Origin of the sequence: Sphingobium herbicidovorans, assembly GCF_002080435.1 — a bacterium.
GTDB lineage: Bacteria > Pseudomonadota > Alphaproteobacteria > Sphingomonadales > Sphingomonadaceae > Sphingobium > Sphingobium herbicidovorans.
In genome coordinates, this window is the sequence record NZ_CP020538.1 from 2,777,701 (window position 1) to 2,803,176 (window position 25,476).

The 25,476-nt window shown below is 63.9% G+C and carries 17 protein-coding genes; 12 read left to right on the plus strand and 5 right to left on the minus strand.

What is annotated here, in order from left to right; genetic code table 11:
• The first annotated feature begins 5 nt into the window (after positions 1–5).
• The 11 genes from metZ (at position 6) to B6S01_RS13870 (ending at position 19,039) form a co-directional block, all read left to right on the plus strand.
• Positions 6–1,214, plus strand: a complete 1,209-nt coding sequence (gene metZ, locus B6S01_RS13825; RefSeq protein ID WP_037463244.1) for an O-succinylhomoserine sulfhydrylase — start codon at positions 6–8, stop codon at positions 1,212–1,214.
• A gap of 33 nt (positions 1,215–1,247) precedes the next feature.
• Positions 1,248–1,646 (plus strand): Co2+/Mg2+ efflux protein ApaG, encoded by a 399-nt coding sequence (apaG, locus tag B6S01_RS13830; RefSeq protein WP_037463243.1) that lies wholly within the window; start codon positions 1,248–1,250, stop codon positions 1,644–1,646.
• Positions 1,643–2,434: a LysR family transcriptional regulator gene (locus B6S01_RS13835; RefSeq protein WP_037463239.1), complete on the plus strand. Its 792-nt coding sequence runs from the start codon at positions 1,643–1,645 to the stop codon at positions 2,432–2,434. The genes apaG and B6S01_RS13835 overlap by 4 nt, the downstream gene beginning before the upstream one ends.
• A gap of 117 nt (positions 2,435–2,551) precedes the next feature.
• Positions 2,552–3,058 carry a tetratricopeptide repeat protein gene (locus B6S01_RS13840; RefSeq protein WP_234810770.1) on the plus strand — a complete coding sequence of 169 codons (507 nt, stop codon included), beginning with the start codon at positions 2,552–2,554 and terminating at the stop codon, positions 3,056–3,058.
• A 42-nt stretch (positions 3,059–3,100) separates the two neighbouring features.
• Positions 3,101–3,358 (plus strand): hypothetical protein, encoded by a 258-nt coding sequence (locus B6S01_RS21385; protein ID WP_197689938.1) that lies wholly within the window; start codon positions 3,101–3,103, stop codon positions 3,356–3,358.
• Positions 3,359–3,783: 425 nt separating this feature from the next.
• A complete protein-coding gene (locus B6S01_RS13845; RefSeq protein ID WP_081570420.1) occupies positions 3,784–11,562 on the plus strand; it encodes a beta strand repeat-containing protein in 7,779 nt (2,592 codons plus the stop codon).
• A gap of 891 nt (positions 11,563–12,453) precedes the next feature.
• Positions 12,454–13,164, plus strand: coding sequence for an OmpA family protein (locus B6S01_RS13850; protein WP_234810771.1), 711 nt, complete (start codon positions 12,454–12,456; stop codon positions 13,162–13,164).
• A gap of 14 nt (positions 13,165–13,178) precedes the next feature.
• Positions 13,179–14,573 carry a TolC family protein gene (locus B6S01_RS13855; protein ID WP_037463232.1) on the plus strand — a complete coding sequence of 465 codons (1,395 nt, stop codon included), beginning with the start codon at positions 13,179–13,181 and terminating at the stop codon, positions 14,571–14,573.
• Between the two features lie 76 nt (positions 14,574–14,649).
• The gene (locus tag B6S01_RS13860; protein ID WP_234810772.1) at positions 14,650–16,785 is read left to right on the plus strand and encodes a type I secretion system permease/ATPase; all 2,136 of its coding nucleotides are present in this window, start codon (positions 14,650–14,652) and stop codon (positions 16,783–16,785) included.
• On the plus strand, positions 16,782–17,768 hold the full coding sequence (locus B6S01_RS13865; protein WP_231567930.1) for a cell wall hydrolase: 987 nt from the start codon (positions 16,782–16,784) through the stop codon (positions 17,766–17,768). Before B6S01_RS13860 ends, B6S01_RS13865 begins: the two co-directional genes overlap by 4 nt.
• Entirely contained in the window at positions 17,765–19,039 is a 1,275-nt protein-coding gene (locus B6S01_RS13870) for an HlyD family type I secretion periplasmic adaptor subunit (RefSeq protein WP_037463228.1), read from the plus strand. Before B6S01_RS13865 ends, B6S01_RS13870 begins: the two co-directional genes overlap by 4 nt.
• Positions 19,040–19,044: 5 nt before the next feature.
• Here the strand turns inward: B6S01_RS13870 and B6S01_RS13875 are convergent, their stop codons facing one another.
• The 3 genes from B6S01_RS13875 to B6S01_RS13885 all read right to left on the minus strand — a co-directional run bounded on the left by B6S01_RS13875 (position 19,045) and on the right by B6S01_RS13885 (position 22,918).
• A complete protein-coding gene (locus B6S01_RS13875) occupies positions 19,045–20,088 on the minus strand; it encodes a transglutaminase-like cysteine peptidase (RefSeq protein WP_037463227.1) in 1,044 nt (347 codons plus the stop codon).
• Positions 20,089–20,167: 79 nt separating this feature from the next.
• On the minus strand, positions 20,168–22,141 hold the full coding sequence (gene parE, locus B6S01_RS13880; RefSeq protein WP_037463225.1) for a DNA topoisomerase IV subunit B: 1,974 nt from the start codon (positions 22,139–22,141) through the stop codon (positions 20,168–20,170).
• Positions 22,142–22,231: 90 nt separating this feature from the next.
• Positions 22,232–22,918, minus strand: a complete 687-nt coding sequence (locus B6S01_RS13885; RefSeq protein WP_062792998.1) for a GcrA family cell cycle regulator — start codon at positions 22,916–22,918, stop codon at positions 22,232–22,234.
• Between the two features lie 115 nt (positions 22,919–23,033).
• Between B6S01_RS13885 and B6S01_RS13890 the strand changes: the two genes are divergently transcribed.
• Positions 23,034–23,882 (plus strand): ABC transporter permease, encoded by an 849-nt coding sequence (locus B6S01_RS13890; protein ID WP_037466309.1) that lies wholly within the window; start codon positions 23,034–23,036, stop codon positions 23,880–23,882.
• Positions 23,883–23,892: 10 nt separating this feature from the next.
• Here B6S01_RS13890 and B6S01_RS21915 read toward each other — a convergent pair whose 3' ends face one another.
• A complete protein-coding gene (locus B6S01_RS21915; protein WP_269319814.1) occupies positions 23,893–24,018 on the minus strand; it encodes a hypothetical protein in 126 nt (41 codons plus the stop codon).
• Positions 24,018–25,337 (minus strand): UDP-glucose dehydrogenase family protein, encoded by a 1,320-nt coding sequence (locus B6S01_RS13895; RefSeq protein ID WP_037466311.1) that lies wholly within the window; start codon positions 25,335–25,337, stop codon positions 24,018–24,020. Before B6S01_RS13895 ends, B6S01_RS21915 begins: the two co-directional genes overlap by 1 nt.
• Between the last annotated feature and the right edge of the window lie 139 nt (positions 25,338–25,476).

The following is a 25,476-nucleotide window of genomic DNA, read 5'->3' on the forward strand; positions in this document are numbered from 1 at the left end:
AGGCGATGAAGCGCAGGAGCGGGCAGGACCCGGAAATCACCAAGAACTGGCGTCCGGCGACATTGGCTGTGCGCGGCGGCAGCGCGCGCAGTGAGTGGGGCGAGACATCCGAAGCGCTGTTCCTGACCAGCGGCTACAGTTATGACCGGGCGGAAGACGCGGCGATGCGCTTTGCTGGCGAACAGCAGGGCATGACCTACAGCCGCTTGCAGAACCCGACCGTCGAGATGCTGGAAAAGCGCATCGCGCTGCTGGAAGGCGCGGAAGCATGCCGCGCGACGGCGACGGGCATGGCGGCGATGACGGCGGCGCTGCTGTGCCAGTTGTCGGCGGGCGACCATGTGGTGGCGGGCAAGGCGCTGTTTGGTTCCTGCCGCTGGCTGACCGACACGCTGCTGCCCAAATTCGGCATCGAGACGACGACCGTCGACGCGACCGACAATGCCGCGTGGGAAGCGGCGGTGCGGCCCAACACCAAGGTCTTCTTTTTCGAGACGCCAGCCAATCCGACGATGGATGTCGTCGATGTGGCGGCCGTTTGCGGCATCGCCAAGAAGCATGGCGTCATCAGCGTCGTCGACAACGCCTTCGCCACGCCTGCGCTTCAGCGGCCGATGGAATTCGGCGCGGATGTTGTGGCCTATAGCGCGACCAAGATGATGGACGGGCAGGGCCGCGTATTGGCTGGCGCGATCTGCGGCACGGAAGATTTCATCATCAACACGCTGCTGCCTTTCCACCGCAACACCGGGCCGACGCTCAGCGCGTTCAACGCCTGGGTGGTGCTGAAAGGGCTGGAGACGCTGGACCTGCGCATCCGCCGCCAGAGCGAGAATGCGATGAAGGTCGCGAAATTCCTGGAAGGGCGGGTGGAGAAGGTTCTTTATCCCGGCCTTGAAAGCCATCCGCAGCATGCGCTGGCAATGACGCAGATGGCCATGGCCGGGCCCATATTCTCGCTCTATGTCGGTGGCGGCCGCAAGGAAGCGCATGGCCTGCTGAACGGGCTGGAGCTGGTCGATATCAGCAACAATATCGGCGACAGCCGGTCGCTGATGACGCATCCGGCATCGACCACCCATTATGGCATGGCGGAAGAAGCGCGGCTGGAAGTCGGCATTACCGAGGATATGTTGCGCCTGAATGTCGGCCTGGAAGACCCGGACGATGTGATCGAGGATCTTGATCGCGCGCTCAAGTCGATAGGCCGTTGACGGGGACGGGGTGAAAGGCGCATTTCTCCAATCGTGAACGCGCTTTTCCCCTTCCACGCGACCACGCGCGATATCAACGTGCATGTGGCCGTCACCTTCCTGCCGGAACAGTCTGAACCCGATCGGGGACGCTGGTTCTGGGCCTATCATATTCGCATCGAAAATGTGGGCGACCAGCCGGTGCAGTTGCTGACCCGTCACTGGGTCATCACCGATGGGCGGGGAACGCAGCATCGCGTTGACGGCGACGGCGTGGTCGGAGAGCAACCTGTGGTGCAGCCCGGTAAAAGCTATGACTATGTGTCGGGTTGTCCGCTCAATACGCCCACGGGATCGATGCGCGGCCATTATCACATGATCGGCGCCAGCGGGGAGACGTTCGACATCGCCATTCCCCATTTTGCGCTCATAGCCCCGGCGATTGCCGAATGAAGCGTACGCATTTGCCGTTGAATGGCCTGCGCGTGCTGGATGCGGCGGCGCGGCACCTGTCCTTCACAAGGGCTGCGGACGAACTGGCGGTGACGCCTGCCGCTGTCGGTCAGCAAATCCGGGCGCTGGAGGACCTGCTGGGCGTCGTCCTGTTCCGTCGCACGCCTAAGGGGCTGGAACTGACGCCGGAGACCGAGGCGGGTCTGGAGGCGCTGCGTGCCGGCTTTCTGGAGTTCGAGGAAGCCGTGCGGGCGATGCAGGCGGGACAATCGAGTTTGTCACTGACGATCGCGGCTCCTCGCGACATCACCGCAAAATGGCTGCAGCCGCGCCTCGCCAGCTATGCGGAGAACCAGACCGATCTCAAATTCGCCCTCGTGGCGGCGGATGATGCGCTTGATTTTACCGAAGCCAATCTGGACCTGGCGTTGCGGCTGGCCGAAGGGCCGGGCGAGCATGAGGGCGTCAAGGTCGGCGATGGCAGTTTCGTGACCGTGGAGGCAGCGCAGGGCGGCCCTGAACACCGTATCGACTGGCCCGGCTGTCCGGCTGGCAGCGAGCCATCGACGATTCGCGTGGCGGATGCGGGCCTTGCCATCGAAGCGGCGGTCAATGGTTTCGGGCGGGCCACGGTGCCGCTGCTGCTGGCGCAAGCCGACATCGATGCGGGCCGCGTGCGGTGCGTTGGAGAGGTGGCGCCGACGCCGTTCGCTTACTGGCTGATCGCGCCCCTGCCCCAGTGGCGGCAGAAAAAGGTCAAGTCGCTGATCGAGGCGCTGACGTCCTGATTTTCGGGCGGTGGGGCTCTCGTCGCGCGCCTTGCTGATGCGGGCATGAGGGGGAGGGGTATGATGGCCTTTCGCGCTTGGCGCAGACGCTGCCTTGCCGTTGGTCTGCTGGCATGGATGACGCCGCCGCTTTGGGGGCAGGCGCCCTATGTCGCCGGTGTCACGGAGGCGCGGGAGAAGGAATGGCGCGGTCTCGTCGCCCTGGCGCAATCGGCTTATGCGCAAGGGTATGGTGCGGACGCGGTCGAGCATGCCCGGAAGGCGCTGACGATAGCCGACGAACTATTTGGCCCCGATGATCCACGCGCGCTGATTTCGGCCAATGACTTGGCGCTGATAGTGGAGCGCGGGGGGCAGTACCGCGAGGCGGAGCAGTTGTTGCGGCGGGTTTTCGACAGCTATCGACAGACCAGGGGCGAGGATGATCCGGCTTGCCAGATGGCGCTAGAGAATCTCGTCGATTTCTATCTGGCGCGCAAACGGCCCGATGCGGCGAGGCCGCTGGCGAAATATGCGCTGGAGACGTTTCGCCGTACAACCGGATCGGCCAGCGAACGCAGCAGGCGAATGGCGGGAATATTGGCGCAAATACCGGATGTTAGTGCTGATATGGCAGCCGATTGATCGGCTTTCCGGCGTGCTGTGTATAGCAGAAGTAATAGTTCTTTGGGTGAATTGCCAAGGGGTTCGTGGCTGCTATCCAAAGCCCATCCATCGGACGGGGCGTTTGATTTTCCCATAGGTTTCACCAGTGCGCGCATTGGTGTGAATTGGGGGGGATTGACCACAGCGCCGGAAAAGAAATCCTATGGGTCGCAAAAAAATGAGCGGGTGATCGGCCTGATGGCTGGTCGCCCGCTTTTTTCTTCGCAGGCCCAGATGTGGGTCGGATTTTCAAGACAGCACGTGCCCGTGGCGCGGTGACCGGACTTTTGCTCTGCTCCGAGTCGCGTCCCCGATCCTTTCAGGCGTTAACCTTGATCAAGTCGAGGCTATAGCGCCTAAGATATAGTGTAAAAAAATAAGCTATATCCAAGGTAATAAACCATCAGTTATTTTTAAGCCGTTAGAATATTAAAATGGTTAACAAAAGTGGAAATCAAGTGACTCCCGTAACCTCTACCTAATATGATGTTTCATCGGGTCAGAAATAAAAGACAAAAGGGTTAATCCGGGGCGGCAAAGGACTGGGAAGTTCTGCCGACGGGAGTTTGCAGACAAGGGGCAATAGCTGATCCGCTAATGCCGTATGTCGAGGAAGAGCCGTTTCGGACGCATGACAGCGTTCGGGAAGCGGTATTCTGCGCGCTTCTTCGGTCCGTCCCCATGATGCAGGTTGGGATGGAAAGATGGATTTCGAGCGCGAATGGAATGTCGATGCCGCCGCTGACCGTCAGCAGGCGCCGGAGCCGGAGCTTGCTGCACTCGCCGCGCGGGTGAAGGGCGATCCCATTCAGCCAGGTTCGATGCGCACGGTAACGCCGGGCGCCGATGGCGTCGTTGTGCTGCCTGCCGGAACCGACATCAACCAGATCGAAGTGGACGGCCGCAACCTGGTCGTGACGCTGCCGGACGGCACGCAGATGGTGATCCTGGACGGCGCGGTGGTCGTGCCCCGGATTGTCGTCGGGGACGTCGAGATCCCGTCCGTCAACCTTGCCGCACTGCTGATCGGTGAAGAGCCGCAGCCCGCTGCTGGCCCCGCGCGCAGTTCAGGCGGCAATTTCCTGGCCGCCGATGGAAAGTTGGGCGATCCCTATGCTCTGGGCGATCTGCTGCCGCCCACCGAATTGTCGTTCACCCAGCCCGAAGAGCAAGAGATATTGCCGTTCGCGCCGACCCAGGATGACGAGCCTGAGGTGCAGATCGTCACGCCCGACCAGCCGGCTGGCGCGACCAGCGCGACGGCGGTCGTGAGCGAGGCCGGGCTGCCCGCGCGGGGTGAAGAACCCGCCGGTTCGGCAGCCGCTGGCGACAGCGAACGCACCACCGGCGCCATCGTCTTTTCGGCCAATGACGGGCCGTCCGTCGTCGCCATCGGCGGGGTGGCCGTGACGGCTGTTGGTCAGACCTTCACGACGCCGCTGGGCGTCCTTACCATCACATCCATCGAGGCTGGCTCTATCGGCTACAGCTACACGCTGAGCGACAATGTCGTGGGCGCGCCGCCGGCCGAAGTTTTTACCGTGACCGTGACTGATGCGGACGGCGACCAAGCGACGGCGACGCTGACCATCTCCATCACCGATGACGGTCCGAACGCCATCGATGATGTGGACAGCGTGACCGAGGATGGCCCGCTGGTCGCTGATGGCAATGTGCTGACCGGGGTGGGGGGCAGCGACGTCAACGGCACAGACGGCGTCGCGGACGTTCAGGGAGCGGACGGCATAGCCAGCGTCACGACCGGCACTTTCGAAGGGACTTACGGCACGCTGATCCTGTCCGCAGGCGGCGGCTACCGCTATGAACTGGCGAACGGCAATTCGGCTGTCCAGTTCCTGACGCCGGGCCAGACGCTGACCGACAGCTTCAGCTACACGATCACCGATGCCGATGGCAGCACGTCTTCCGCAACGCTGACGATCACGATCAATGGCGCGGATGACGGCGTCACGATCACCGGCCTGACCGATGGGCCGGGGGCCAACGGCGCGGAGCTGGTGGTCCTTGAAAACGACCTGGCCGATGGCAGCTCGCCCGATGCTCCTGCGCTGACCCAGGGCGGATCGTTCAGCGTCAGCGGACCCGATGGCCTGACCAGCGTGACCGTTGGCGGCGTGACGGTGCTGGCCAACGGCGCCTTTGTCGCGGGGCAGGTGGTGACGACGCCGCTTGGCACGTTGACCATCACGGGCTTCACCGCGACCAGCGAGCAGGGCGGTGTGCCCACGGCGGGCAGCTTTACCTACAGCTTCGTGCTGACCGACAATAGCCTGAACCATGGCGCAGCGGGCGCGGACAATCTGTTCGAGAGCTTTGCCGTAGTGGCGACCGACCGGAACGGATCAACGGCGGCGGGCGCGATCGATGTTCAGATCGTCGATGACCTGCCCACGGCGCGGGGCGATGTAGATGGGGTGGCGGCAGGCACCTATGGCCCTGAAAGGGGCAATGTCATCAGCGGCGCGGGCACGGTGTCCGGCGCGGCGGGGGCGGACACGCGCGGCGCGGATGGCGCGGCCGTGGCTGGCGTCTCGGCTGGAGCGGGCGGGGCGGCGCTGGTCAATGCCGAGACTGTGGGACAGGTCATTCAGGGCGCTTATGGCAAGCTGACGCTGAATGGCGACGGCAGCTACAGCTATGTCCGCGACGCGGGCACGCCGGGGGGCGTTAGCGACAGCTTCACCTATACGCTGCGCGACGGCGACGGCGACCTGAGCACCGCGACGCTGCGCATCGACATCGCCAACAGCGAAGTGATGATCATTTCGGTCCCCCGTATCGGTGAGGGCACGGTGGTCGATGAGGCTGGGCTGGATGCAGGCGTGGGACCTGCGCCGGGATCGAACGCCGGGGCGGATGTCGAAACGACGTCGGGCGTCATCACCTATAGTGCGCCTGACGGGCCTTCGACCGTTACGATCAACGACATTCCGGTGACCGGGGCCGGGCAGCGGATCGAGACGGACAAGGGCTATCTGGAGATCATCTCCATCAGCGAAGGCCGGATCGAATATAGCTATACGCTGACCGGTAATACCGACAATAGCGGCGACGAGCCGGTCACCGACAGTTTCGAGGTGACGGTGACGGACGTCGATGGCGACCGCGCCACCGATACGCTGGTCATCACCATCCTGGACGACCATCCGACCGCTGTGGCGGACGTCGATTTCGTCAAGGAGGATGGGCCGCTGGTCGCCGACGGCAATGTGCTGACGGGAACGGGCGGGAACGACGCGAATGGCACTGACGGCATGGCGGACATTCAGGGCGCCGATGGCGCGAGCGTCACAGCCATTTCCTTCGGCGGCGTCGCGGGCGTGGTCGGCCAGGAGATCAAGGGCGCCTATGGCACGCTGCTGATCCAGGATGACGGCCGCTATGTCTATACGCTCGACAACGGCAATGGCGTCGTACAGGGCCTCGATTCCACCGAGACGCTGACCGAGATCTTCACATACGTCATCACTGATGGCGACAATGACAGCGCGCAGGCGTCGCTGACCATCACGATCGAGGGCAGCGATGATGGGGTGACCATCAACGGCCTGAGTGGTCAGGGTGCGGAACTGATCGTCCGGGAAGATGATCTGCTCGACGGCAGCTCCCCCGATACAGGCGAGCTGACGCAGGCGAACAGCTTCACGCTGACCGCGCCCGACGGGGTTGCGACCATCACGGTCGGCGGCCAGACGATCTTCGCCAATGGATCTTTTGTGTCGGGCGTCGTCATCTCCAATGCCTATGGCACGCTGACCATCGACAGTTTCACGCCCACGCTGGGCGCCGATGGCGATGTGATCGGCGGCACAGTCAATTACAGCTTTGTCCTGAATGACAACACGCTGCTGCACACAGGGGCGGATGGGGCGAGCCTGGCGAACAGCTTCCCGGTGGAAGTGATCGACAGCGACGGGTCGAAGGCCAACGCCAGCCTGGACGTCGCCGTGCTGGATGACGCGCCGCAAGCGCGCGACGATGCTGCGACCCAGCCGGCCGAAGAAGCCGCGATGCTGATCAACGTCATCACGGGCGAAGGAACGACGACGGGCGCAGCGGGCGCGGACACGCTTGGCGCGGACGGCGTCAATCTGGCGGTAGGCGGGCAGCTGGTCCTGACGAGCGGCCCCGCCCAGGGCACAGCCGTTTATCAGGGCAATGGCGTGTTCCTCTACACGCCCTCAGCCGGAGCGACGGGCGAGGACCAGTTCACATACACGATCACCGATGGCGACGGCGACAGTTCCACCGCGACCGTAACCATAGTGCTGGCGGGGGATTCCACGCCGGTCGTGCTGGTCAGTGACCTGACAGTGTCGGAAGCGGGGCTACCAAACGGAACGCAGGCCGCAGGCAATAGCGAGACCGCCAGCGGCGAGATGACGATCACGACCGGGGGCGACACGCTGGCCAAGGTCGAGGTTCAGGGAAGCAGCGGCTGGGTTGATGTGACCGGCGCGACGGTGGGATCGCCGGTGGTGGTTCAGGGCGCGGCAGGCACCCTGACGGTGACGTCGGACGGTCTTGGCAAGTATAGCTACAGCTATACGCTGACCGCGAACAACCCGACGCATCCCGACAACAACCCTTCGGACGGAGACGGCATCAGCGGCGCGGCCGACACATTGCCGGGCGACAGCTTTGCCGTCCGCGTGACGGACAGCGATGGAGATGTGTCGCCGTCCGCCAGCATTGATGTGACGGTGCAGGATGACGCGCCGGTCGCGGCGGTCGATGGTGACACCAGCGTGGTCGAAGGCGCGACGGCGAGCGGCACCTGGTCTCAGACCATCGGTGCGGATCAGCCGGGGGCTACGACCGTCGTTCTGGTGGGCGCGAACAGCTATGCGATCGGTGCGCCGATCGACACGGGTCTGGGCACGCTGACGGTCAACGTCAACGGCACCTGGAGCTTCGTTTCCAACAATAATCTCAACAATGCGCTGAACCCATCGCTGAGCTTCACCGTCAAGGTGACGGACGCTGATAATGATGTGGCGCAGGATACGCAGACCATCTCCATCACCGACGGCGCGGGGCCGAGCGCAGGCGCTCCCTTGAGCCTGCAGATGGATGATCAGAATCTGGCCGATGGCCGGACGCCGGGCGCGGATGATTTCGCTTTGGGCAAGATCAGCTTCACCGCCGGATCGGACGCGCTGGGCTTTGCCTTTGCGTCGAGCGTGGCGACCTTGGGCGGCGGGCTGACCTGGAACCGGGTGTCCGATACGCTGATCGAGGGCTGGGACGGGCCTGTGGGCACCGGCGCCAAGATCGTCGCGCTGACGCTGACGGCTTCGCCGTTGGCCGCAGGGCAGACGGGCAATGTGACGGTCACCGCGACGCTGCTGAACAATTATGACAGCCATCCGACCTTCACCGCCGACGATGTGGCGGCGCTGGGGACCATCGCGGTCGTCGCCTCGGATCAGGATGGGGACAGCGTGTCGGTGGCGGTGACGCTGTCGGTGTCGGACGACATTCCCTCGCTGAGCGTCGATGGCCAGACGAGCGTCGTTGAAGGCGCGACGGCGAGCGGCACCTGGTCTCAGACCATCGGTGCGGATCAGCCGGGGGCTACGACCGTCGTTCTGATGGGCGCGAACAGCTATGCGATCGGTGCGCCGATCGACACGGGTCTGGGCACGCTGACGGTCAACGTCAACGGCACCTGGAGCTTCGTTTCCAACAATAATCTCAACAATGCGCTGAACCCATCGCTGAGCTTCACCGTCAAGGTGACGGACGCTGATAATGATGTGGCGCAGGATACGCAGACCATCTCCATCACCGACGGCGCGGGGCCGAGCGCAGGCGCTCCCTTGAGCCTGCAGATGGATGATCAGAATCTGGCCGATGGCCGGACGCCGGGCGCGGATGATTTCGCTTTGGGCAAGATCAGCTTCACCGCCGGATCGGACGCGCTGGGCTTTGCCTTTGCGTCGAGCGTGGCGACCTTGGGCGGCGGGCTGACCTGGAACCGGGTGTCCGATACGCTGATCGAGGGCTGGGACGGGCCTGTGGGCACCGGCGCCAAGATCGTCGCGCTGACGCTGACGGCTTCGCCGTTGGCCGCAGGGCAGACGGGCAATGTGACGGTCACCGCGACGCTGCTGAACAATTATGACAGCCATCCGACCTTCACCGCCGACGATGTGGCGGCGCTGGGGACCATCGCGGTCGTCGCCTCGGATCAGGATGGGGACAGCGTGTCGGTGGCGGTGACGCTGTCGGTGTCGGACGACATTCCCTCGCTGAGCGTCGATGGCCAGACGAGCGTCGTTGAAGGCGCGACGGCGAGCGGCACCTGGTCTCAGACCATCGGTGCGGATCAGCCGGGGGCTACGACCGTCGTTCTGATGGGCGCGAACAGCTATGCGATCGGTGCGCCGATCGACACGGGTCTGGGCACGCTGACGGTCAACGTCAACGGCACCTGGAGCTTCGTTTCCAACAATAATCTCAACAATGCGCTGAACCCATCGCTGAGCTTCACCGTCAAGGTGACGGACGCCGACAATGACGTTGCGCAGGACACGCAGACCATCTCCATCACGGATGGGGCAGGGCCGACCGCGACGAAGAATGCAGCGGTCACGGTCGATGAAGAAGCGCTGAGCACGGCGAATGCGCTGGGCACGAACCCCACTTCGACAGCTGAGGCGGGCAGCGACACCGTCAGCTTCCTGGCGGGATCGGACAATATCACCGGCGTGGCGTTCACCACGGTCGCGGGGATCACCGCCAATGTGGACGGGATCGCGGGCGACGACATCGTGTGGACGCTGGACAGTGCTACCCAGGTTACCGGCAAGATCGGCGGGATCACGGCGATTACGCTGACCCTTGTCCCGCCGACTTTGCCAATCCTGGCGGGAGCATCGGGATCAGCGACTGTATCGGTCACGATCAGCGACAATTTCCCGCATCCCTTTGGTGGGACGGGCAATATCGTCATCAGCGGCATCACGGTGACGGCGACCGATACGGATAATGATTTGGCATCGGCGACCGCGCAGGTCACGGTGATCGATGATGCGCCGATGGGCACGGCTCCGCTGGCGGTGAGCGTCACTAACAGCGCGAACCAGACGAGCAGTGCATTTCTGGATGCCGATTTTGACGTCGATAACAATTATGGGGCGGATGGGGGGAAGATCATCTTCACCCAGGCGTCCACCGACGCGCTGATCGCGCGGGGGCTGACGTCGGGATCGCAGTCGTTGAGCTACGCGATTTCGGCCGATGGCTTGACGCTGACGGCTAGCAACACCGGCGGGTCGGTCTTTACCGTCCAGCTTCAGCCGGCATCCTTTTCCGACAAATATGTCGTCACCATGCATCAGCCGCTGGATTCACTGACGACGGTGGATTTCAATGGCGGCGGGTATGACTTTGTTGGCGGCAACGGCGCATGGGCGGGATTTTCGACAGCGGGTAACGACAACAGCAAGGATCTGCTGCTGACCCCAATGACCAATGGCGCCGATGGCGGCACGATGAATACCAACGCATCTGAAGGCGGGGTCAGCGACGGCAACTCGGTGAAACAGGGTGAGGCCGTTCGGGTGGATTTCGTTGTCGATCTTACCGGCGCGCCGGAATCGGGCAAGGATTATGGGTTGCTGGCCAACCAGAACCACGCCTTTGAAGCGCACTATAATGTGAACGGCGCTTCGGCCCTGTTTACGTCGATCGGCAACAACAAGACCACCAGCGTCAGGCTTGTCGCGCGCGACGATATCGATGCCGATAATGACATCGGTGACGGCGTCAAGGACACGATCAACGCCGTCGCCATCAGCTATAATGGCGAGACGAAGCAGGTCACCGTCGATGGTGCTGTCACGGTCGGTGGGCATGAGTTCAACGTCACATTCAGCGGTCAGGAAGCGACCGTAACGAATGTGGTGGATAATACCCGCATCGGCGCGTTCACGGCGACCCAATATAACAGCATCGAATTTCACCATGCGGGCGGAGATACGTTCAAGATCGGCGATTTCTTTGCAGCCGTCCAATCAACGCAGCCAGTCAATTTTACTATCCCCGTCACAATCATCGACGGCGACGGCGACAGCACGGCCAGTGGGAACCTGTCGATAACGGCGACTGCGTCAACATCGCCAGTCCCCCCATCGCGTTCGACCTGGATGGCGACGGATTGGAGTTTGTCGGGCTGTCGGCTGGCGTCCATCATGATTATGGCGCCGGGCTGGTCAATACGGCGTGGGTTTCGTCCGACGACGGGCTGCTGGCTCGTGCGACGGGTGGGGGCTATGACATCGTCTTTGCCGACGATGCGCCGGGGGCGGCGAGCGACCTGGAAGGTTTGCGGCTGGCTTATGACAGCAACGGCGACGGGGTTTTCGACGCCAAGGATGCGGCCTTTGGCGAGTTCGGCATCTGGCAGGACGCAAACAGCAACGGACGGGCCGAGGCTGGCGAGTTCAGGTCGCTGACCGATGCGAAGATCGCCGCCATCGAATTGACGTCCGATGGCGCAAGCTATCAGGCTGCGGGCGGCGACGTCACGGTTCTGGGCGAGGCGAGCTATATCCGGGCGGACGGCACCAAGGGCACGATCGGGGACGTCATGTTCGCGACTTCCAGCCTGAACGAGCCGAGCAAGACGACGGAGACCAGCAGCAGCGCCTTCAATCAGGCCCTGATTGCAGCGAGCCTGGTTGCGGTGGCCGGTGCGGTTGAAGCGGTCGAGCAGGAGCCGGCGTCGGTGGTTGCCGCAGAGGACGCGCCGCTGGCCGACACAATGCTGGCGAGCACGGCCCCGGCCGAGGCGGAAACATCGTTGGAGGACAGCCAGTCCACATCGATCGGCTCCACCGAGGATCCGGCCTTGCAGGCGGACGACGAGCCTGTCGCGGACAGCAGCCATGGCGGGGACGAACCCGCGACGGATCATGCGACGCTGGCCGATGCCAGCGATGCGCCGGCTCCGGTGGAGGCGAGTGCCGACACGGCGCAGCCCGACCTTGGCGACCATCAGGGGCTGCTGGCGCAGTCGATCGACCTGCCTGCGTTCGACGGCAGCGCGGCACTGCTTGCGGTTGCGCAGAGCGCTACCACCACGAGTGTCGCCGAGGTCGTCAGCGAAGCGCTGGGCGCGATCGGTGCGACGGATATCGACACGCTGCTGGCGGCGCTGCCGGGGGACATTGCCCCTGCGCTGTTCAATCCGATTGCTGCCGAACCGATCGACAGCGGGCACATGGCGTTCGCGGCGTCCGTCTTCGACGCGGCACTTGCCGCGCATGACGCGATGGCGGTGGCCCATGGCTGATCGGCGGACAGGCGAAAACACGAACTCTCGCGGGGATATAATGGGGAGATTGATGATGAAAAACGGGGTGGGAAGGATTGCGTCCTTCGGCCTGCTGATGGGGATGATGTCGAGCGCGGCCTGGGCCGCGCCTGCTTCGCCCCTCTTGCAGCTGAGCAAGGCGGAGCTGAACGATACGCTGAGAAGCCGTTACGATACGGCGGTGGCGGCAAGCGGGGACGCCAGCCTGCGGGCGGCGCAGGACAGCCGCTGGACCTGGGCCGTCGAGGCCAAGAACCAGTGCGGCATCGCGATCGGCTTCATCAAATCCGGCACTAAGGATGCGGACAGCATCAACAAGTGCGACGAGTTTGTGGCGCGCCTTTCGGCGTCGCCACCGCCGCCGGTGTCGGCCGCAGTTCCAGCCCCACCCGCGCTGGACTGTACCGCACCGGCGGTGTCCATCTTCTTTGACTGGAACATGGATACGCCGCTGCCCGAGGGGGCGGCGACGGTCGGTCAGCTGACGCAGTCGGTCGGTCAGTGCGGATGGACGCGTTTCGGCGTCACCGGTTACACCGACACATCGGGCAGCACCCGTTACAATGACGGCCTGTCGCTGCGCCGCGCGCAGAATGTCGCCAGCCTGCTGGGTCAGGGCGGCATTGCCGCGGACGCCATCACGGTCAGTGGCCTGGGCGAGACCCAGTTGAAGATCGAAACGGCCGATGGCGTGCGCGAGCCGATGAACCGCCGCGTCGAAATCACGGCAAGCACGAATTGAAGGGGGAGGCGAACATGACATTCATGCGCAAGACATGCGGCAGCCTGATCGCCCTTTGTGTGGCGACGATGGCGGGAACGGCCTGGGCCCAGACGACGGACCTGAAAAGCGCGATCTCTGCGGCGATCGACAGCCATCCGGAAATCAACCAGGCGGTCCAGAACAAGGAAGCCATCGAGTTCGAGCGTGAGCAGGCCAAGGGGCTTTACCTGCCGCGCGTCAGCCTCGAAGCGTCGGCGGGCGTGCGGCGGCTGGAAAACACCACGCGGCGCGCCATCGGTATTGAGGATCAGACGCTCTGGCCGCTCGAAGCCGGGCTGGTCGCGGAGCAGACGATCTGGGATTCGGGCTATCGCAGCGCGGAAAAGCGGCGTCAGGCTGCCCGGATCGACGGCGCGGCGTTGCGGGTGGGCGAACGGTCGCAGTTCGTGGCTTTGAACGTCACGCGCCAATATCTCGACTATATGCTTCAGCAGCGGGTGGTCGCGGCGGCGGAGGACAATATCGCCTTCCACCGCAAGCTGCTCGGCGACCTGGGCGAAGGCGTCAGCCAGGGTTCAATCAGCATCGCCGACCAGCAGCAGGCCGAGGAACGGTTGCAAGCCGCGCTCGTCCGCAAAAGCGAGGCTGAGCAGGACCTGACCAATGCAGCCATCAGCTTTCGCACGCTGACTGGCCTGTCGATAGATCAGGTCAGCATGCCCGATCCGGTGACCAGCGCCGTGCCGCCCACGCTCGACGAGGCTATCGGGGCTGCGCGCACGCATAATCCGCTGATCCGGGAGGCCGAGGCCGATATTCAGGCCGCTCGTGCGGTCGTGGATGAAGCCCAGTCCGAACTTGGCCCGACGGTGACGCTGGAAGGGCGTGGACGCGTCGGCGAGGATGTCGATGGCTTCCGCGGCAGCACCAATGACGTGCAGGGCCGCGTTGTCCTGCGCTGGCAGCTGTTCAATGGCGGCATCAACCGGGCCAAGGTGCAGGAGATGACCCGCCGGGCGAGCGAGGCGCGTTTCCGCCTGAGCCAGCGCCAGCGCGAGGCGGAAGAGGATGTCCGCACCGCATGGAACCGTTGGGACACGGAAAAGAAGCGCCTGGCTGACCTGTCGCGGCAGGGTACGGTGTCGGATTCGTTGCTCGTGTCCTATCGCGAGCAGTTCAATGTCGGACGGCGTTCGCTGCTGGACGTTCTGGACAGCCAGAACACGCGTTTCAACACGCAGGTTCGCAGCGAGACGGCGCGCTTCTCGGAAATTTTCGCGCAGTATCAGATCCTGGCCGCGACCAACCAACTGCTCGACACGCTGGGGATCGCGCAGCCTTCGGGCGCGGATCCCTATGCGCGGAAGAAATATGATGTGCCGGATCTGCCGCCCGCCGAATTGCAGCGGCGGCGCTATCCGGGCTGAGTTTCCATCTTTGGGGTCACCCCGGCGTGAGCCGGGTGGCGCGGGGTAAACAATGTTGGAACGAAGCACAGTCAGCTTGGCCGAATGGCTGAGCCATCAAGGCGCGCCCGGTGACGAGCTGGCCGATTGCATCGCCCATGTGGCGCGGCATTTCGACCGCTCGCCGGGCATCGTCAGCCTCCGCGCGGGGCTGGCGGTCGATGAATCGGGGCGCTTGCCCTATCATCAGGCGGAATCGGCGCTCGACCAGATCGGCCTGCTGACCGATCATGTCCGGGGTCGGCTGGACAAATGGCGGACGGGCAACCTGCCCGCCATATTGCCGCTGCGAAACAGTCGTTTCCTGCTGCTGCTCGATGTGCGGCAGGGGGACGCACTGGTGCAGTTGCCGCATGCCAGCGAGCCCGTATGGGCGCCGATCAGCGACCTTGAGGGGCACTTCACCGGCGAAGCGCTGGTGGTCATGGCCGATCATGGGCGTGAACGCGCCGAGGAACGGCCCTGGGACGAGCGGGCGCGGCAGCACTGGTTCTGGCGTGAGGTGTGGCGGACGCGGGGGGCGTTCGGCTATGTGATGCTCGCCGCCGCGATCATCAACCTGCTCGCCTTCGCGTTGCCGCTGTTCACGATGAACGTCTATGACCGGATCATCCCGAACAAGGCGGCGTCCAGCCTATGGGTGCTGGGCGCGGGCGTGATATTGGCCTTTGCCCTCGACTTCGCGTTGCGGCTGGCGCGGGCGCGGCTGGTCGATGAGGCGGGTCGCGAGATTGACGAACGGCTGTCGCAGCGATTGTTCGAAAAGGTGATGAACACACCGCTCGCCAGCCGCGCGGGCAGCACCGGGGCGCTGGCGCGGCGCGTATCCGAGTTTGAATCGGTGCGCGAGTTCTTCACCTCGACCACCGTCGTCCTGGCGATCGATGTGCTGTTCCTGCTCTTCTTCGTCGTCATCATAGCGCTTTTGGGGGGCTGGCTGGCCATCGTACCGGTCGTCATGATGGGGGTCATGGCGAGCGCAGGATTTTTCCTGCAACGGTCGATGGCCCGCTTGTCAAGGGATGCGCAGGCGGACGCCAGCTTGCAAAGCGCTGCGCTGGTCGAGGCGATTGGCGGCATCGAAACGCTGAAGGCGTGCCGGGCGGAAGGGCGCATGCTGGAACGCTGGCGCCGTTATGCGCGGATGAGCGCCGCGACGCAGGAACAGTTGCGGCGTCTGAGTTCGACCAGCGTCACCCTGGCGGCGCTGTGTCAGCAGGTGACGAGCATCGCGCTGGTCATCGGCGGTTTCTATATGTTCGCGGCGGGCGACATTTCGATGGGCGCGATCATCGCCATCGTCATGCTGGCAGGGCGCTCGCTCGCGCCGGTGGGACAGCTTGCCTTTGTGATCGTGCGGGCGCGGCAGGCCATCACGACGCTGGGCAGCCTGCAAACCCTGATCGACCAGCCCGACGAGCGGCTGGACGGTGCGCGCGGCATTATCCCCAAGATCCGCAAGGGCGCGATCGTAGCCAAGGATCTGGAGTTTTCCTATCCGGGCGCAAGCCAGCCGAGCCTGCGTGGCATCAACCTGCGGGTGGAGCCGGGCGAGCGTATCGGCATCATCGGGCGGGTGGCGTCGGGCAAATCGACGCTGGGTCGTGTGATCTGCGGCCTTTATCCCCCTGCCGATGGCGTGCTGACCATCGACGATATCGATAGCCGCCAATATCATCCGCACGAGTTGCGCTCCGCCTTTCGTTATGTGGGTCAGGACGCTGAACTGTTCAGCGGGTCGGTGCGCGAGAATCTGCTGCTCGGCGCGCGCGAGGCGGACGACGAAAAGCTGCTGGATGCGCTTGAGCGCTCGGGGGCATCGCGTTTCTTTGGGCGCGACGCGGCGGGGTTCGACCTGCATATCGGTGAGCGGGGCAACCGCTTGTCGGGTGGGCAGAGGAGCTTTCTGGTGCTGGCGCGGGCGCTGGTCGAACCGGCCAAGTTGTTGTTCCTGGACGAGCCGACCGGGGCGATGGACAACCAGACCGAAAATCTGTTCATCGACCATCTTGAAAAGGCGCTGGAGCCGGAACAGACGCTGATCGTCTCCACGCATCGCCATGCGTTGCTGCGCATCGTCGATAGGCTGATAGTGATCGATCAGGGCGTTGTGCTGGCAGACGGGCCGCGCGACGACATCATCGGGCAACTACAACGCGGGGCGGGGCAATGAGCGCGCTGGTTCGCAGCGTCGGCATTGCAGCGCCGGTTGCGGTTGCGGTGGCCATGGCCGCTGCCTGGCATGCCGATCAGCCGCGTCCAGCGATGCAGGCGAAGATCGTGGAGGCCGCTCCGGCGGTTCCGCGTCAATATATGGCGCTGGTCGCGATGACCGAGCAGGCCGATCCGGTGTCTGAGGGCGAGAAGGCGCGGGAGGAAAATCAGCGGCTTGGCTTTGTCGATGGTGGAATGGCGGTGGCCAGGCCGTTCCGCGCGGTGGGGCAAGCGGGCGAGGACCATGACCGCGCGCTGCAATGCCTGACGCAGGCCATATATTATGAAGCCGCGCGCGAACCGGAGGGCGGCCAGCGCGCTGTGGCGCAGGTGGTGCTGAACCGCGTGCGCCACCCGGCCTTCGCCAAGACGGTGTGCGGCGTGGTGTATCAGCAGTTCAACGCTGCCGTCTGCCAGTTCAGCTTCGTCTGTGACGGTTCGCTCGCGCGGCGGCCCTTGCCTGCCCTGTGGGACCGGGCGAAGCGGATCGCGTCGGATGCGCTGGCCGGGCGGGTGGAAAAGAGTGTCGGCACCGCGACCCATTATCATGCCGATTACGTGTTTCCCCGCTGGGCGCCGCATCTGGGCAAGCTGGCGCAGATCGGCGCCCATATCTTCTACCGCTGGCCCGGTAGCTGGGGACTGCCGGGGGCGTTTACCGGACGATATGCAGGTGGAGAGCATATACCGGCGTTCGACGCGTCGCGCCTGACCGCTGTGGCAGAGCCAGTGACGGACTATCCGCCGGTGGCGGCCTTGCCGGAGCGGCGCGCGGCCAATGATCTGGGCGGGCGGATGGACCCCAGCAAGGGCTGGAAACTGTCCATCGCCGACCCTTCACCCAGCGGTAGTGCATTGGGCGACATGGTGGCCCGGCAGCAAAAAGCCGCGCCCATCGCGCTGGCCGCTGACGATCATAATTTCCAAGGGGTGCAACCATGATTTCGCGCTGGATCAACTGGCTGCGAGGGCAACCGGGCAACAAGCAGGTCATATTGTACAGCGGGGGCGGTATGCTGGCTTTTCTGCTGTGGGCCAGCCTGGCGCCCGTGGATGAGGTGACGCGCGGGCAAGGGCGGGTGATCCCGTCCAGCAAGGCGCAGGTCATTCAGTCCGCCGAACCCACCACGATTGAGGAAATCCTGGTTCGATCCGGGCAGAAGGTGAGCAAGGGGCAGCTTCTGGTGCGGCTGGACGATGCCATGCTGGCGTCGGAACTGGGACAGATTCAGGCGGAGACCCGGTCGCTGACGGCGCGCGCCGGACGGCTGGAGAAGGAAGGTACGGGAGAGGGCGCTGCCTGCACAACGGGGGGCCCTGAATGCCAGCAGGAGCAGGCGCTTGCTTCGGTGCGGCAGTCGGCGCTGCGGAGTAAGCAGGAGGCCATGTCGGCGCAAGTCGAGCAGCGCCGCCGGGAGCTGGGCGAGGCGCAGGCGACGATCGCCAGCCTTTCGGGAAGCGTGCAGTTGTCTCGACAGCGGGTCGCGATGTTGGAGCCGCTGGCCGCGAAATCGATCATTCCGCAGACCGAACTGCTCGACGCCCGGCGCGAGGTGGTGGACGCGCAGGGACGGTTGAACGCCGCGCAGCAGCAGGCTTCGCGCGCTTCGGCGGCGATCCGTGAGGCGCAGGCGCAATTGTCCGAAGCCAATTTCCAGTTCAGGCAGGATGCCTTGAACGAACGCAGCCAGTTGGAAGCGAAGATCGCGGTGAACAGCGAATCGCTGCGCGGGGCGAAGGGGCGGGCGCAGCGGGCGGAAATCCGATCGCCGGTCGATGGCGTGGTCAATGACGTTCAGGTGACCACTATCGGCGGTTTCGTCAGTCCCGGCCAGAAGATCATGCAGGTCGTCCCGGTGGGTGACAAGCTGCTGGTCGAAGCGCGGGTGAAGCCCAACGACATCGCCTTCATCAAGACCGGCGACCGTGCGGTGGTGAAGGTGACGGCCTATGATTTTTCGATCTATGGCGGGCTGACCGGCACGGTGCAGCAGGTGGCGGCGGACAGCGTCTATGACGAAGCGACGCGGGAAGCCTATTTCACCGTGGTCGTGGAAACCGATCGCGCCTGGCTGGGTGCAGGCGCGCACAAGCTGCCGATCACGCCGGGGATGGTGTGTGACGTGGAGATCATTACCGGCCGCAAGTCCGTTCTGGCTTACCTGCTGAAGCCGATTATGAAGGCGCGGTCGGAGGCGCTGCGGGAACGGTAAGGCGATCAGCGAGCGGCGAAACGCACCGGTGGTGGCGTGGTCACGCGATAGCCATGGGTCCAGCGCCCATAGGCGTTGAAGCTCATGATCGGCCGATAGTCGCTGACCTGTGACGAGGGCAGAATTTGGTCGGTCATGTTGTCGAGGATCATCAGGTCGCGGTCTATCCGCACCGCCAGCACGGCATGATCGGCTTGCCGCACGAGATCGCGAGCGATGACGAGGAACATGGCGCGGCGGTCGAACCCGGCGGCCTCAAGCAGCTTCATCTTGGCGATGGCGTAATCCTCGCAATCGCCTGAACCGCGAAGCAGCGACTGGCTGGCCGGCGCCCAACTGTCGCCGCGATTGCGATCGTCGGTGAAGCGCAGCCGTTGATTGACCCAGCGGTTGATCATTTCGACCTGCTGCTGCGGCCCCGCGGCCCGCGCGGCATGAACCATGTTGCTCCACAGTCCCCGGCTGTCGAGCGGTTGCGCTACGGATGCCCATTTGGCGTCGAGCGTCGTGCGCCCGATGGGCAGGGCGACGGAGCCGAAAATGTCAGGTTGACCGATGCGCGGCGCGGGCTGGGGCTTGGGCTGAGCCGGACGCATCTGAGTCACAAAGGCGCTGTTTTCCGGCGCTGGCGCTGGCGTAAACCCGCGCATGAAGGCGGGTGTAAGGTCGGGCTGATGATAATTTAGTCCAGCGGTGACCATCGAAAGTTGGACGCCCTGCAACTGCCATCCCGGCAGCTTGCCCAATAGATCGCCGATCCGGCGGCCGTTAACGATCGCCGACGGCAGCTGCGATGGGGGCGCCCAGTCGCTGCTGACCGTGCCGCCTTGCTGTGCGCTGATCGCGGCAAGGCGGCTCATGCCACCCGCGAGAAGGTTCGTCGAAATGCGGTCGGCCGGGGAATAGGCCGCGCGGCTCTGCCCGTTATAGGGGGGCGAGGATGGCGCGAGGGGCGCCTGCGCGGTCGCATGACCGCCTGATCCTGCCAGCAGCAGCGCCGGAACGGCGCGCAATGCAGTGGAGAGAAGGGACGGGACGAAGCCTGACATGCTTCGTAACATCCCGCAGAAAATTGAACATAGAGTGCGCTGCGCTGGTTAACGCGGCGCTAGGCATTAATGCCCGGTTTCAGGCGTCGATCGCTTCTTCGTCCACCGTTGCGGCATTTTCCTGGATGAAGGCGAAGCGGTGGGCAGGGTTGGTGCCCATCAGCCGATCGACCAGTTCGCGCACCTGCTGCCGATCCTCGATATCGTCGGGCAGTGTGATGCGAATAAGACCGCGCGTCTTGGGGTCCATGGTCGTTTCGCGCAGCTGCATCGGGTTCATTTCGCCCAAGCCCTTGAAGCGGCTGATATCGACCTTCTTGCCCTTGAACTCGGTGCGTAGCAGCTCCTCGCGATGGGCGTCATCCTTGGCGTAAAGGCTCTTGCCCCCTGCGGTCAGGCGGTAGAGCGGCGGCTGGGCGAGGTAGAGATGCCCGCGCCGCACCAGCTCCGTCATTTCCTGGAAAAAGAAAGTCATGAGTAGTGTCGCGATATGCGCGCCATCGACGTCTGCGTCGGTCATGATGACGATGCGTTCATAGCGAAGATTGTCGGGATTACAGTCCTTGCGCGTGCCGCAGCCCAGCGCCAGGATCATGTCGGCGATTTCCTGGTTGGCGAGGATCTTCGCGTTGTTGGCGGAGGCGACGTTCAATATCTTGCCGCGCAGGGGCAGGATCGCCTGCGTCTTGCGGTCGCGCGCCTGCTTGGCCGATCCACCGGCCGAGTCGCCCTCGACCAGAAAGATTTCCGTGCCGTCTGGATCGTCGGTCGAACAGTCGGTCAGCTTGCCAGGCAGGCGGAGCTTGCGCGCGCTGGTCGCTGTCTTGCGCTTGACCTCTTTTTCAGCCTTGCGCTTAAGCCGCTCGTCCATGCGGTCGATGACATAGGCGAGCAGCGCCTTGCCACGTTCCATATGGTCGGACAGGAAATGGTCGAAATGGTCGCGCACGGCGTTTTCCACCAGGCGTGCGGCCTCTGGACTGGTCAGGCGGTCCTTGGTCTGGCTCTGGAATTGCGGGTCGCGGATGAATACCGACAGCATGATTTCCGACGAGGTAACGATGTCATCGGCGGTAATATCCTTCGCCTTCTTGTTCCCGACCAGCTCGGCAAATGCGCGGATGCCCTTTACCAGCGCGGCGCGGACGCCGGTTTCATGCGTGCCGCCGTCCGGCGTCGGAATGGTGTTGCAATACCAGCTGTAGCTGCCATCCGACCAGAGCGGCCAGGCGATCGCCCATTCGACGCGGCCCGCCGTATCGGGAAAGTCCTGACTGCCGGAGAAGAAGGCGCTGGTGGCGCATTCGCGCGATCCGACCTGTTCCTTAAGATGATCGGCAAGGCCGCCAGGGAATTGGAACACGGCTTCGGCGGGCGTGTCGTCGCTGATGAGTTCGGGCGCGCATTTCCAGCGGATTTCGACGCCTGCAAACAGATAGGCTTTCGAGCGGGCGAGGCGGTAAAGCCGCGCGGGCTTGAACTTCTGCTCGCCGAAAATTTCATGGTCGGGGATGAAGCTGACCGATGTGCCGCGCCGGTTGGGCGCCGCGCCGACCTTTTCAAGGCCGCTGGTCGGAAGGCCCTTGGAGAAGCTCTGGCGGAACAATTCCTTGTTGATGGCGACTTCGACCACGGTCACCGCCGACAGCGCGTTCACAACGCTGATGCCAACGCCGTGGAGGCCGCCCGACGTAGCATAGGCCTTGTCCGTGAACTTGCCGCCCGAATGGAGGGTGGTGAGGATCACCTCCAGCGCTGACTTGTCAGGAAATTTGGGGTGCAGCCCGACCGGGATGCCGCGGCCATTGTCAGTGATGGTCAGCTTGTTTCCGGGTTCCAGCAAGACCTCGATCCGCGTCGCGTGGCCTGCGACCGCTTCGTCCATGCTGTTGTCGAGCACTTCGCTGGCGAGGTGGTGCAGCGCGCGTTCGTCCGTGCCGCCGATATACATGCCGGGTCGGCGGCGCACCGGTTCCAGCCCTTCCAGAACTTCGATGGATGATGCGTCATAACCGGGGGAAGAAAGGGGCTGGCTCGCGAACAGATCGGACATGCGCACAAGCTATAAGGGTGCGCGCGGCTGGCGCAAGAAGAAGGGGCCGGTTCCTTTGAGAAACCGGCACCGTTCAATGCTTGATCGCGATTAGCGGACGCGCGGGCCGCCGAATGGCAGCGGCGGGGGCGGACGCCGGGTGCCGCGCGGCAACTGGGCCTGATAGGCGCGGCCGCAATGTTCGACGCAATAGGGGAAGCCGGGATTTACCGCTTGACCGCAAAAGTGGAAATCGGGTTCGCCGGGATGACCCATCGGCCATTTGCAAATCCGTTCCGTCAGGTCGAGCAGGGTCGTCTTGCCCGCGATTTCCGGGCTGGGCTTTGCGGGCACAAGGCGGCGGGGAGGGGCGGGCGGGATCGGCGCCTGCTGGTCGCCGGGCCCCTGGCGCAGGAAGCCGCCGGGCCCAACCGAAATGATGCGCGGCTGAGGGGCGGGGGGCGGGGCATCAGCTGCGGGAGCGGAGGCTGACGGCGAGATCGCCGCCACCGTCACCGGTGCGGGGTGACGCACAGGCGCAGGCGTACTGTGTTGAATCGGCGCGGGTTTGGGCGCTTCCGTTTCAGCAACAGGCGCCGGTTTGCGCACCGGCGCCGCCTTTTTGGGCGCCTCGTTAGCCTTTACAGGTGAGGGACGCGATTGCAGGCCAAGGCGGTGCGCCTTGCCGATTACCGCGTTACGGCTGACCCCGCCCAGTTCTTCTGCGATCTGGCTGGCGGTCAGGCCTTTTTCCCACATTGCCTTGAGCTGGTCGATACGCTCGTCGGTCCAGGACAATGAATGACTCCTCGAATTTCCAATTTCGCGCCCTATATGGGGCGCGCCTGCCCAGGTTAAAACCCGTGCACAACGCCCTTGCGGCACATCTGACCAGCCGATAGTCGATCGAAGCATGAACGACCAGTCCCAATTTGCACCTTCTTCCCCGGCCAGCCCCCATTTTCACGAGCCGGGCGAGCTTGTCATCCGCAACGTCAACTGGGCGGGGACGCGCGCGCTGTACCGAAAGGAAGTGCGGCGCTTCATGAAGGTGCAGCTTCAGACGATATGGGCGCCAGCGGTCACGACGTTGATGTTCCTGGTCATCTTCACGCTCGCGCTGGGCGGGGCGAACCGGCAGGTGCTGGGCGTTCCCTTCGCCGATTTCATCGCGCCGGGCCTGATGATCATGGGCATGATGAACAATGCGTTCGCCAACAGCAGCTTTTCCCTGCTGGCCGGCAAGATGCAGGGGACGCTGATCGATTATCTGATGCCGCCTTTGTCGAACGGTGAACTGCTGCTGGCGCTGGTGGGCGCGGCGGTGACGCGCGCCTTGTGCGTCGGGCTGGCGCTCTGGGGCGCGATGGCGCTGTGGCCCGGCGTCCATGTGACGCCTGCCCACCCCTGGGCGATTGCCTGGTTCGGCCTGATGGGGGCGGCGCTGACGGCCTTCATCGGCGTGCTTACGTCGATCTGGGCGGAAAAGTTCGATCATGCCGCCGCCATTACCAATTTCGTGATCGGGCCGATGACGTTGCTGTCAGGCACATTCTATTCGATCGACAGGCTGGCGCCCGTGTTCCAGACGATCAGCCATGCCAACCCCTTCTTCTACGCGATTTCGGGGTTCCGCTATGGTTTCGTTGCGGCGGCGGACGGCGACGTCATGGTCGGCAGCGTGGTGTTGCTGGTGCTGAATGTCGCCCTAGGCGTGCTCTGCTACACGCTGCTCAAGCGTGGGTGGAAGCTGAAGGCCTGAGGCCCAGCACTCAGGTCAGGCCTGCCATCACTGGCGCGATCAGTGTGACGAGGAACAGCAGGCCCGCCGCGATCACCCAATGGCGCAGGCGGGGAAAGGCGGGGTCATCCCGCCCTTCCTCCGGCAAGCCGGGCATCAGGCATCGACGCCTTTGCCGCCCACGCGCGTAAGGGAAAAGCCAGCGGCTTCCGCCTCGCTGCGCGGATAGATGTTGCGCAGGTCAATCAGCACGGGCTTGTTCATCGAAGCGGCGAGGCGCTTGAGGTCAAGGGCGCGGAAAATGTCCCATTCAGTGACCAGCACCAGCGCGTCGGCTCCCGCCGCAGCCTCATATGCGTCCTTCACCATGGTAACGCTGGACATCATCGGTTTGGCGACGTCCATGCCTTCGGGATCGTAGGCGACGATCTTTGCGCCCGCGTCCTCCAGCGCCTGAACGATGGCAAGGCTTGGCGCATCGCGCATGTCGTCGGTATTGGGTTTGAAAGTGAGGCCCAGTAGCGCGACCGTCCTGCCGCGCGCGTCGCCGCCCAGCGCCTTCACGATCTTGCGGCCCATGGCCCGCTTGCGCAGGTCATTCACCTGCACGACCGTTTCGACGATGCGGATCGGCGTGTCGAAATCCTGCCCCGTCTTGACCAGCGCCAGCGTATCCTTGGGGAAGCAGGAACCGCCATAGCCGGGCCCGGCATGGAGGAACTTGCTACCAATGCGGTTGTCGAGGCCGATGCCACGTGACACATCCTGCACTTCCGCGCCGACCGCTTCGCACAGGTCCGCCATTTCATTGATGAAGGTAATCTTGGTCGCGAGGAAGGCGTTGGCGGCATATTTGATCAGTTCCGCCGTGCGCCGTCCGGTGAACATCACCGGCGCCTGATTGAGGTTTAGCGGGCGGTAAACCTGCGACATGACGGCGGTCGCCCGTTCATTGCCGGTGGTGCCGACGACAACGCGGTCGGGGCGCTTGAAATCGCCGATGGCCGCGCCTTCGCGCAGGAATTCGGGATTGGAGACGACCTGAATATCCAGGTCCGGGCGCACTTCGCGAACGATGCGCTCCACTTCGTCGCCGGTGCCAACCGGAACGGTCGATTTGGTGACGATGACGGTCGGCCCGTCCACCGCTTCCGCGATTTCGCGCGCTGCGGCGTAGACATAGCTGAGGTCGGCATGGCCATCGCCACGGCGCGATGGCGTGCCCACGGCGATGAAGATGGCGTCCGCGCCCTTGACCCCTGCGGCAAGATCCGTGGTGAAGGTCAGGCGACCCGCCGCCGCATTGTTTGCGACCAGCTGATCAAGGCCGGGTTCAAAGATCGGCATGCGGCCGGATTCGATCGCGTCGATCTTTCCTGCATCCTTGTCGACGCAACAGACATCATGGCCGAAATCGGCAAAGCAGGCGCCCGAAACCAGGCCGACATATCCCGTGCCGATCATCGTGATCTTCATAAACTACCCGTAGCCTCGTTGAAAAATGAAAGGTTGACCGCGCTCTAGCACAGGTCTTTGCGGCTGCGAAAGCACGCGTCGGAATTACCCCATGTTCAGCGGATGGTTACGATTTGCTGGCAGGGATTAGCCTTAATCG

Excerpts from the sequence above, each read along its gene's own strand:
- metZ (WP_037463244.1), top strand. The coding sequence starts at position 6 with ATGAAGCGCAGGAGCGGGCAGGACCCGGAAATCACCAAGAACTGGCGT.
- B6S01_RS13835 (WP_037463239.1), top strand. The coding sequence starts at position 1,643 with ATGAAGCGTACGCATTTGCCGTTGAATGGCCTGCGCGTGCTGGATGCG.
- B6S01_RS13840 (WP_234810770.1), top strand. The coding sequence starts at position 2,552 with ATGACGCCGCCGCTTTGGGGGCAGGCGCCCTATGTCGCCGGTGTCACG.
- B6S01_RS13845 (WP_081570420.1), top strand. The coding sequence starts at position 3,784 with ATGGATTTCGAGCGCGAATGGAATGTCGATGCCGCCGCTGACCGTCAG.
- B6S01_RS13850 (WP_234810771.1), top strand. The coding sequence starts at position 12,454 with ATGATGAAAAACGGGGTGGGAAGGATTGCGTCCTTCGGCCTGCTGATG.
- B6S01_RS13855 (WP_037463232.1), top strand. The coding sequence starts at position 13,179 with ATGACATTCATGCGCAAGACATGCGGCAGCCTGATCGCCCTTTGTGTG.
- B6S01_RS13865 (WP_231567930.1), top strand. The coding sequence starts at position 16,782 with ATGAGCGCGCTGGTTCGCAGCGTCGGCATTGCAGCGCCGGTTGCGGTT.
- B6S01_RS13870 (WP_037463228.1), top strand. The coding sequence starts at position 17,765 with ATGATTTCGCGCTGGATCAACTGGCTGCGAGGGCAACCGGGCAACAAG.
- B6S01_RS13875 (WP_037463227.1), bottom strand. The coding sequence starts at position 20,088 with ATGTCAGGCTTCGTCCCGTCCCTTCTCTCCACTGCATTGCGCGCCGTT.
- parE (WP_037463225.1), bottom strand. The coding sequence starts at position 22,141 with ATGTCCGATCTGTTCGCGAGCCAGCCCCTTTCTTCCCCCGGTTATGAC.
- B6S01_RS13890 (WP_037466309.1), top strand. The coding sequence starts at position 23,034 with ATGAACGACCAGTCCCAATTTGCACCTTCTTCCCCGGCCAGCCCCCAT.
- B6S01_RS21915 (WP_269319814.1), bottom strand. The coding sequence starts at position 24,018 with ATGCCCGGCTTGCCGGAGGAAGGGCGGGATGACCCCGCCTTTCCCCGC.
- B6S01_RS13895 (WP_037466311.1), bottom strand. The coding sequence starts at position 25,337 with ATGAAGATCACGATGATCGGCACGGGATATGTCGGCCTGGTTTCGGGC.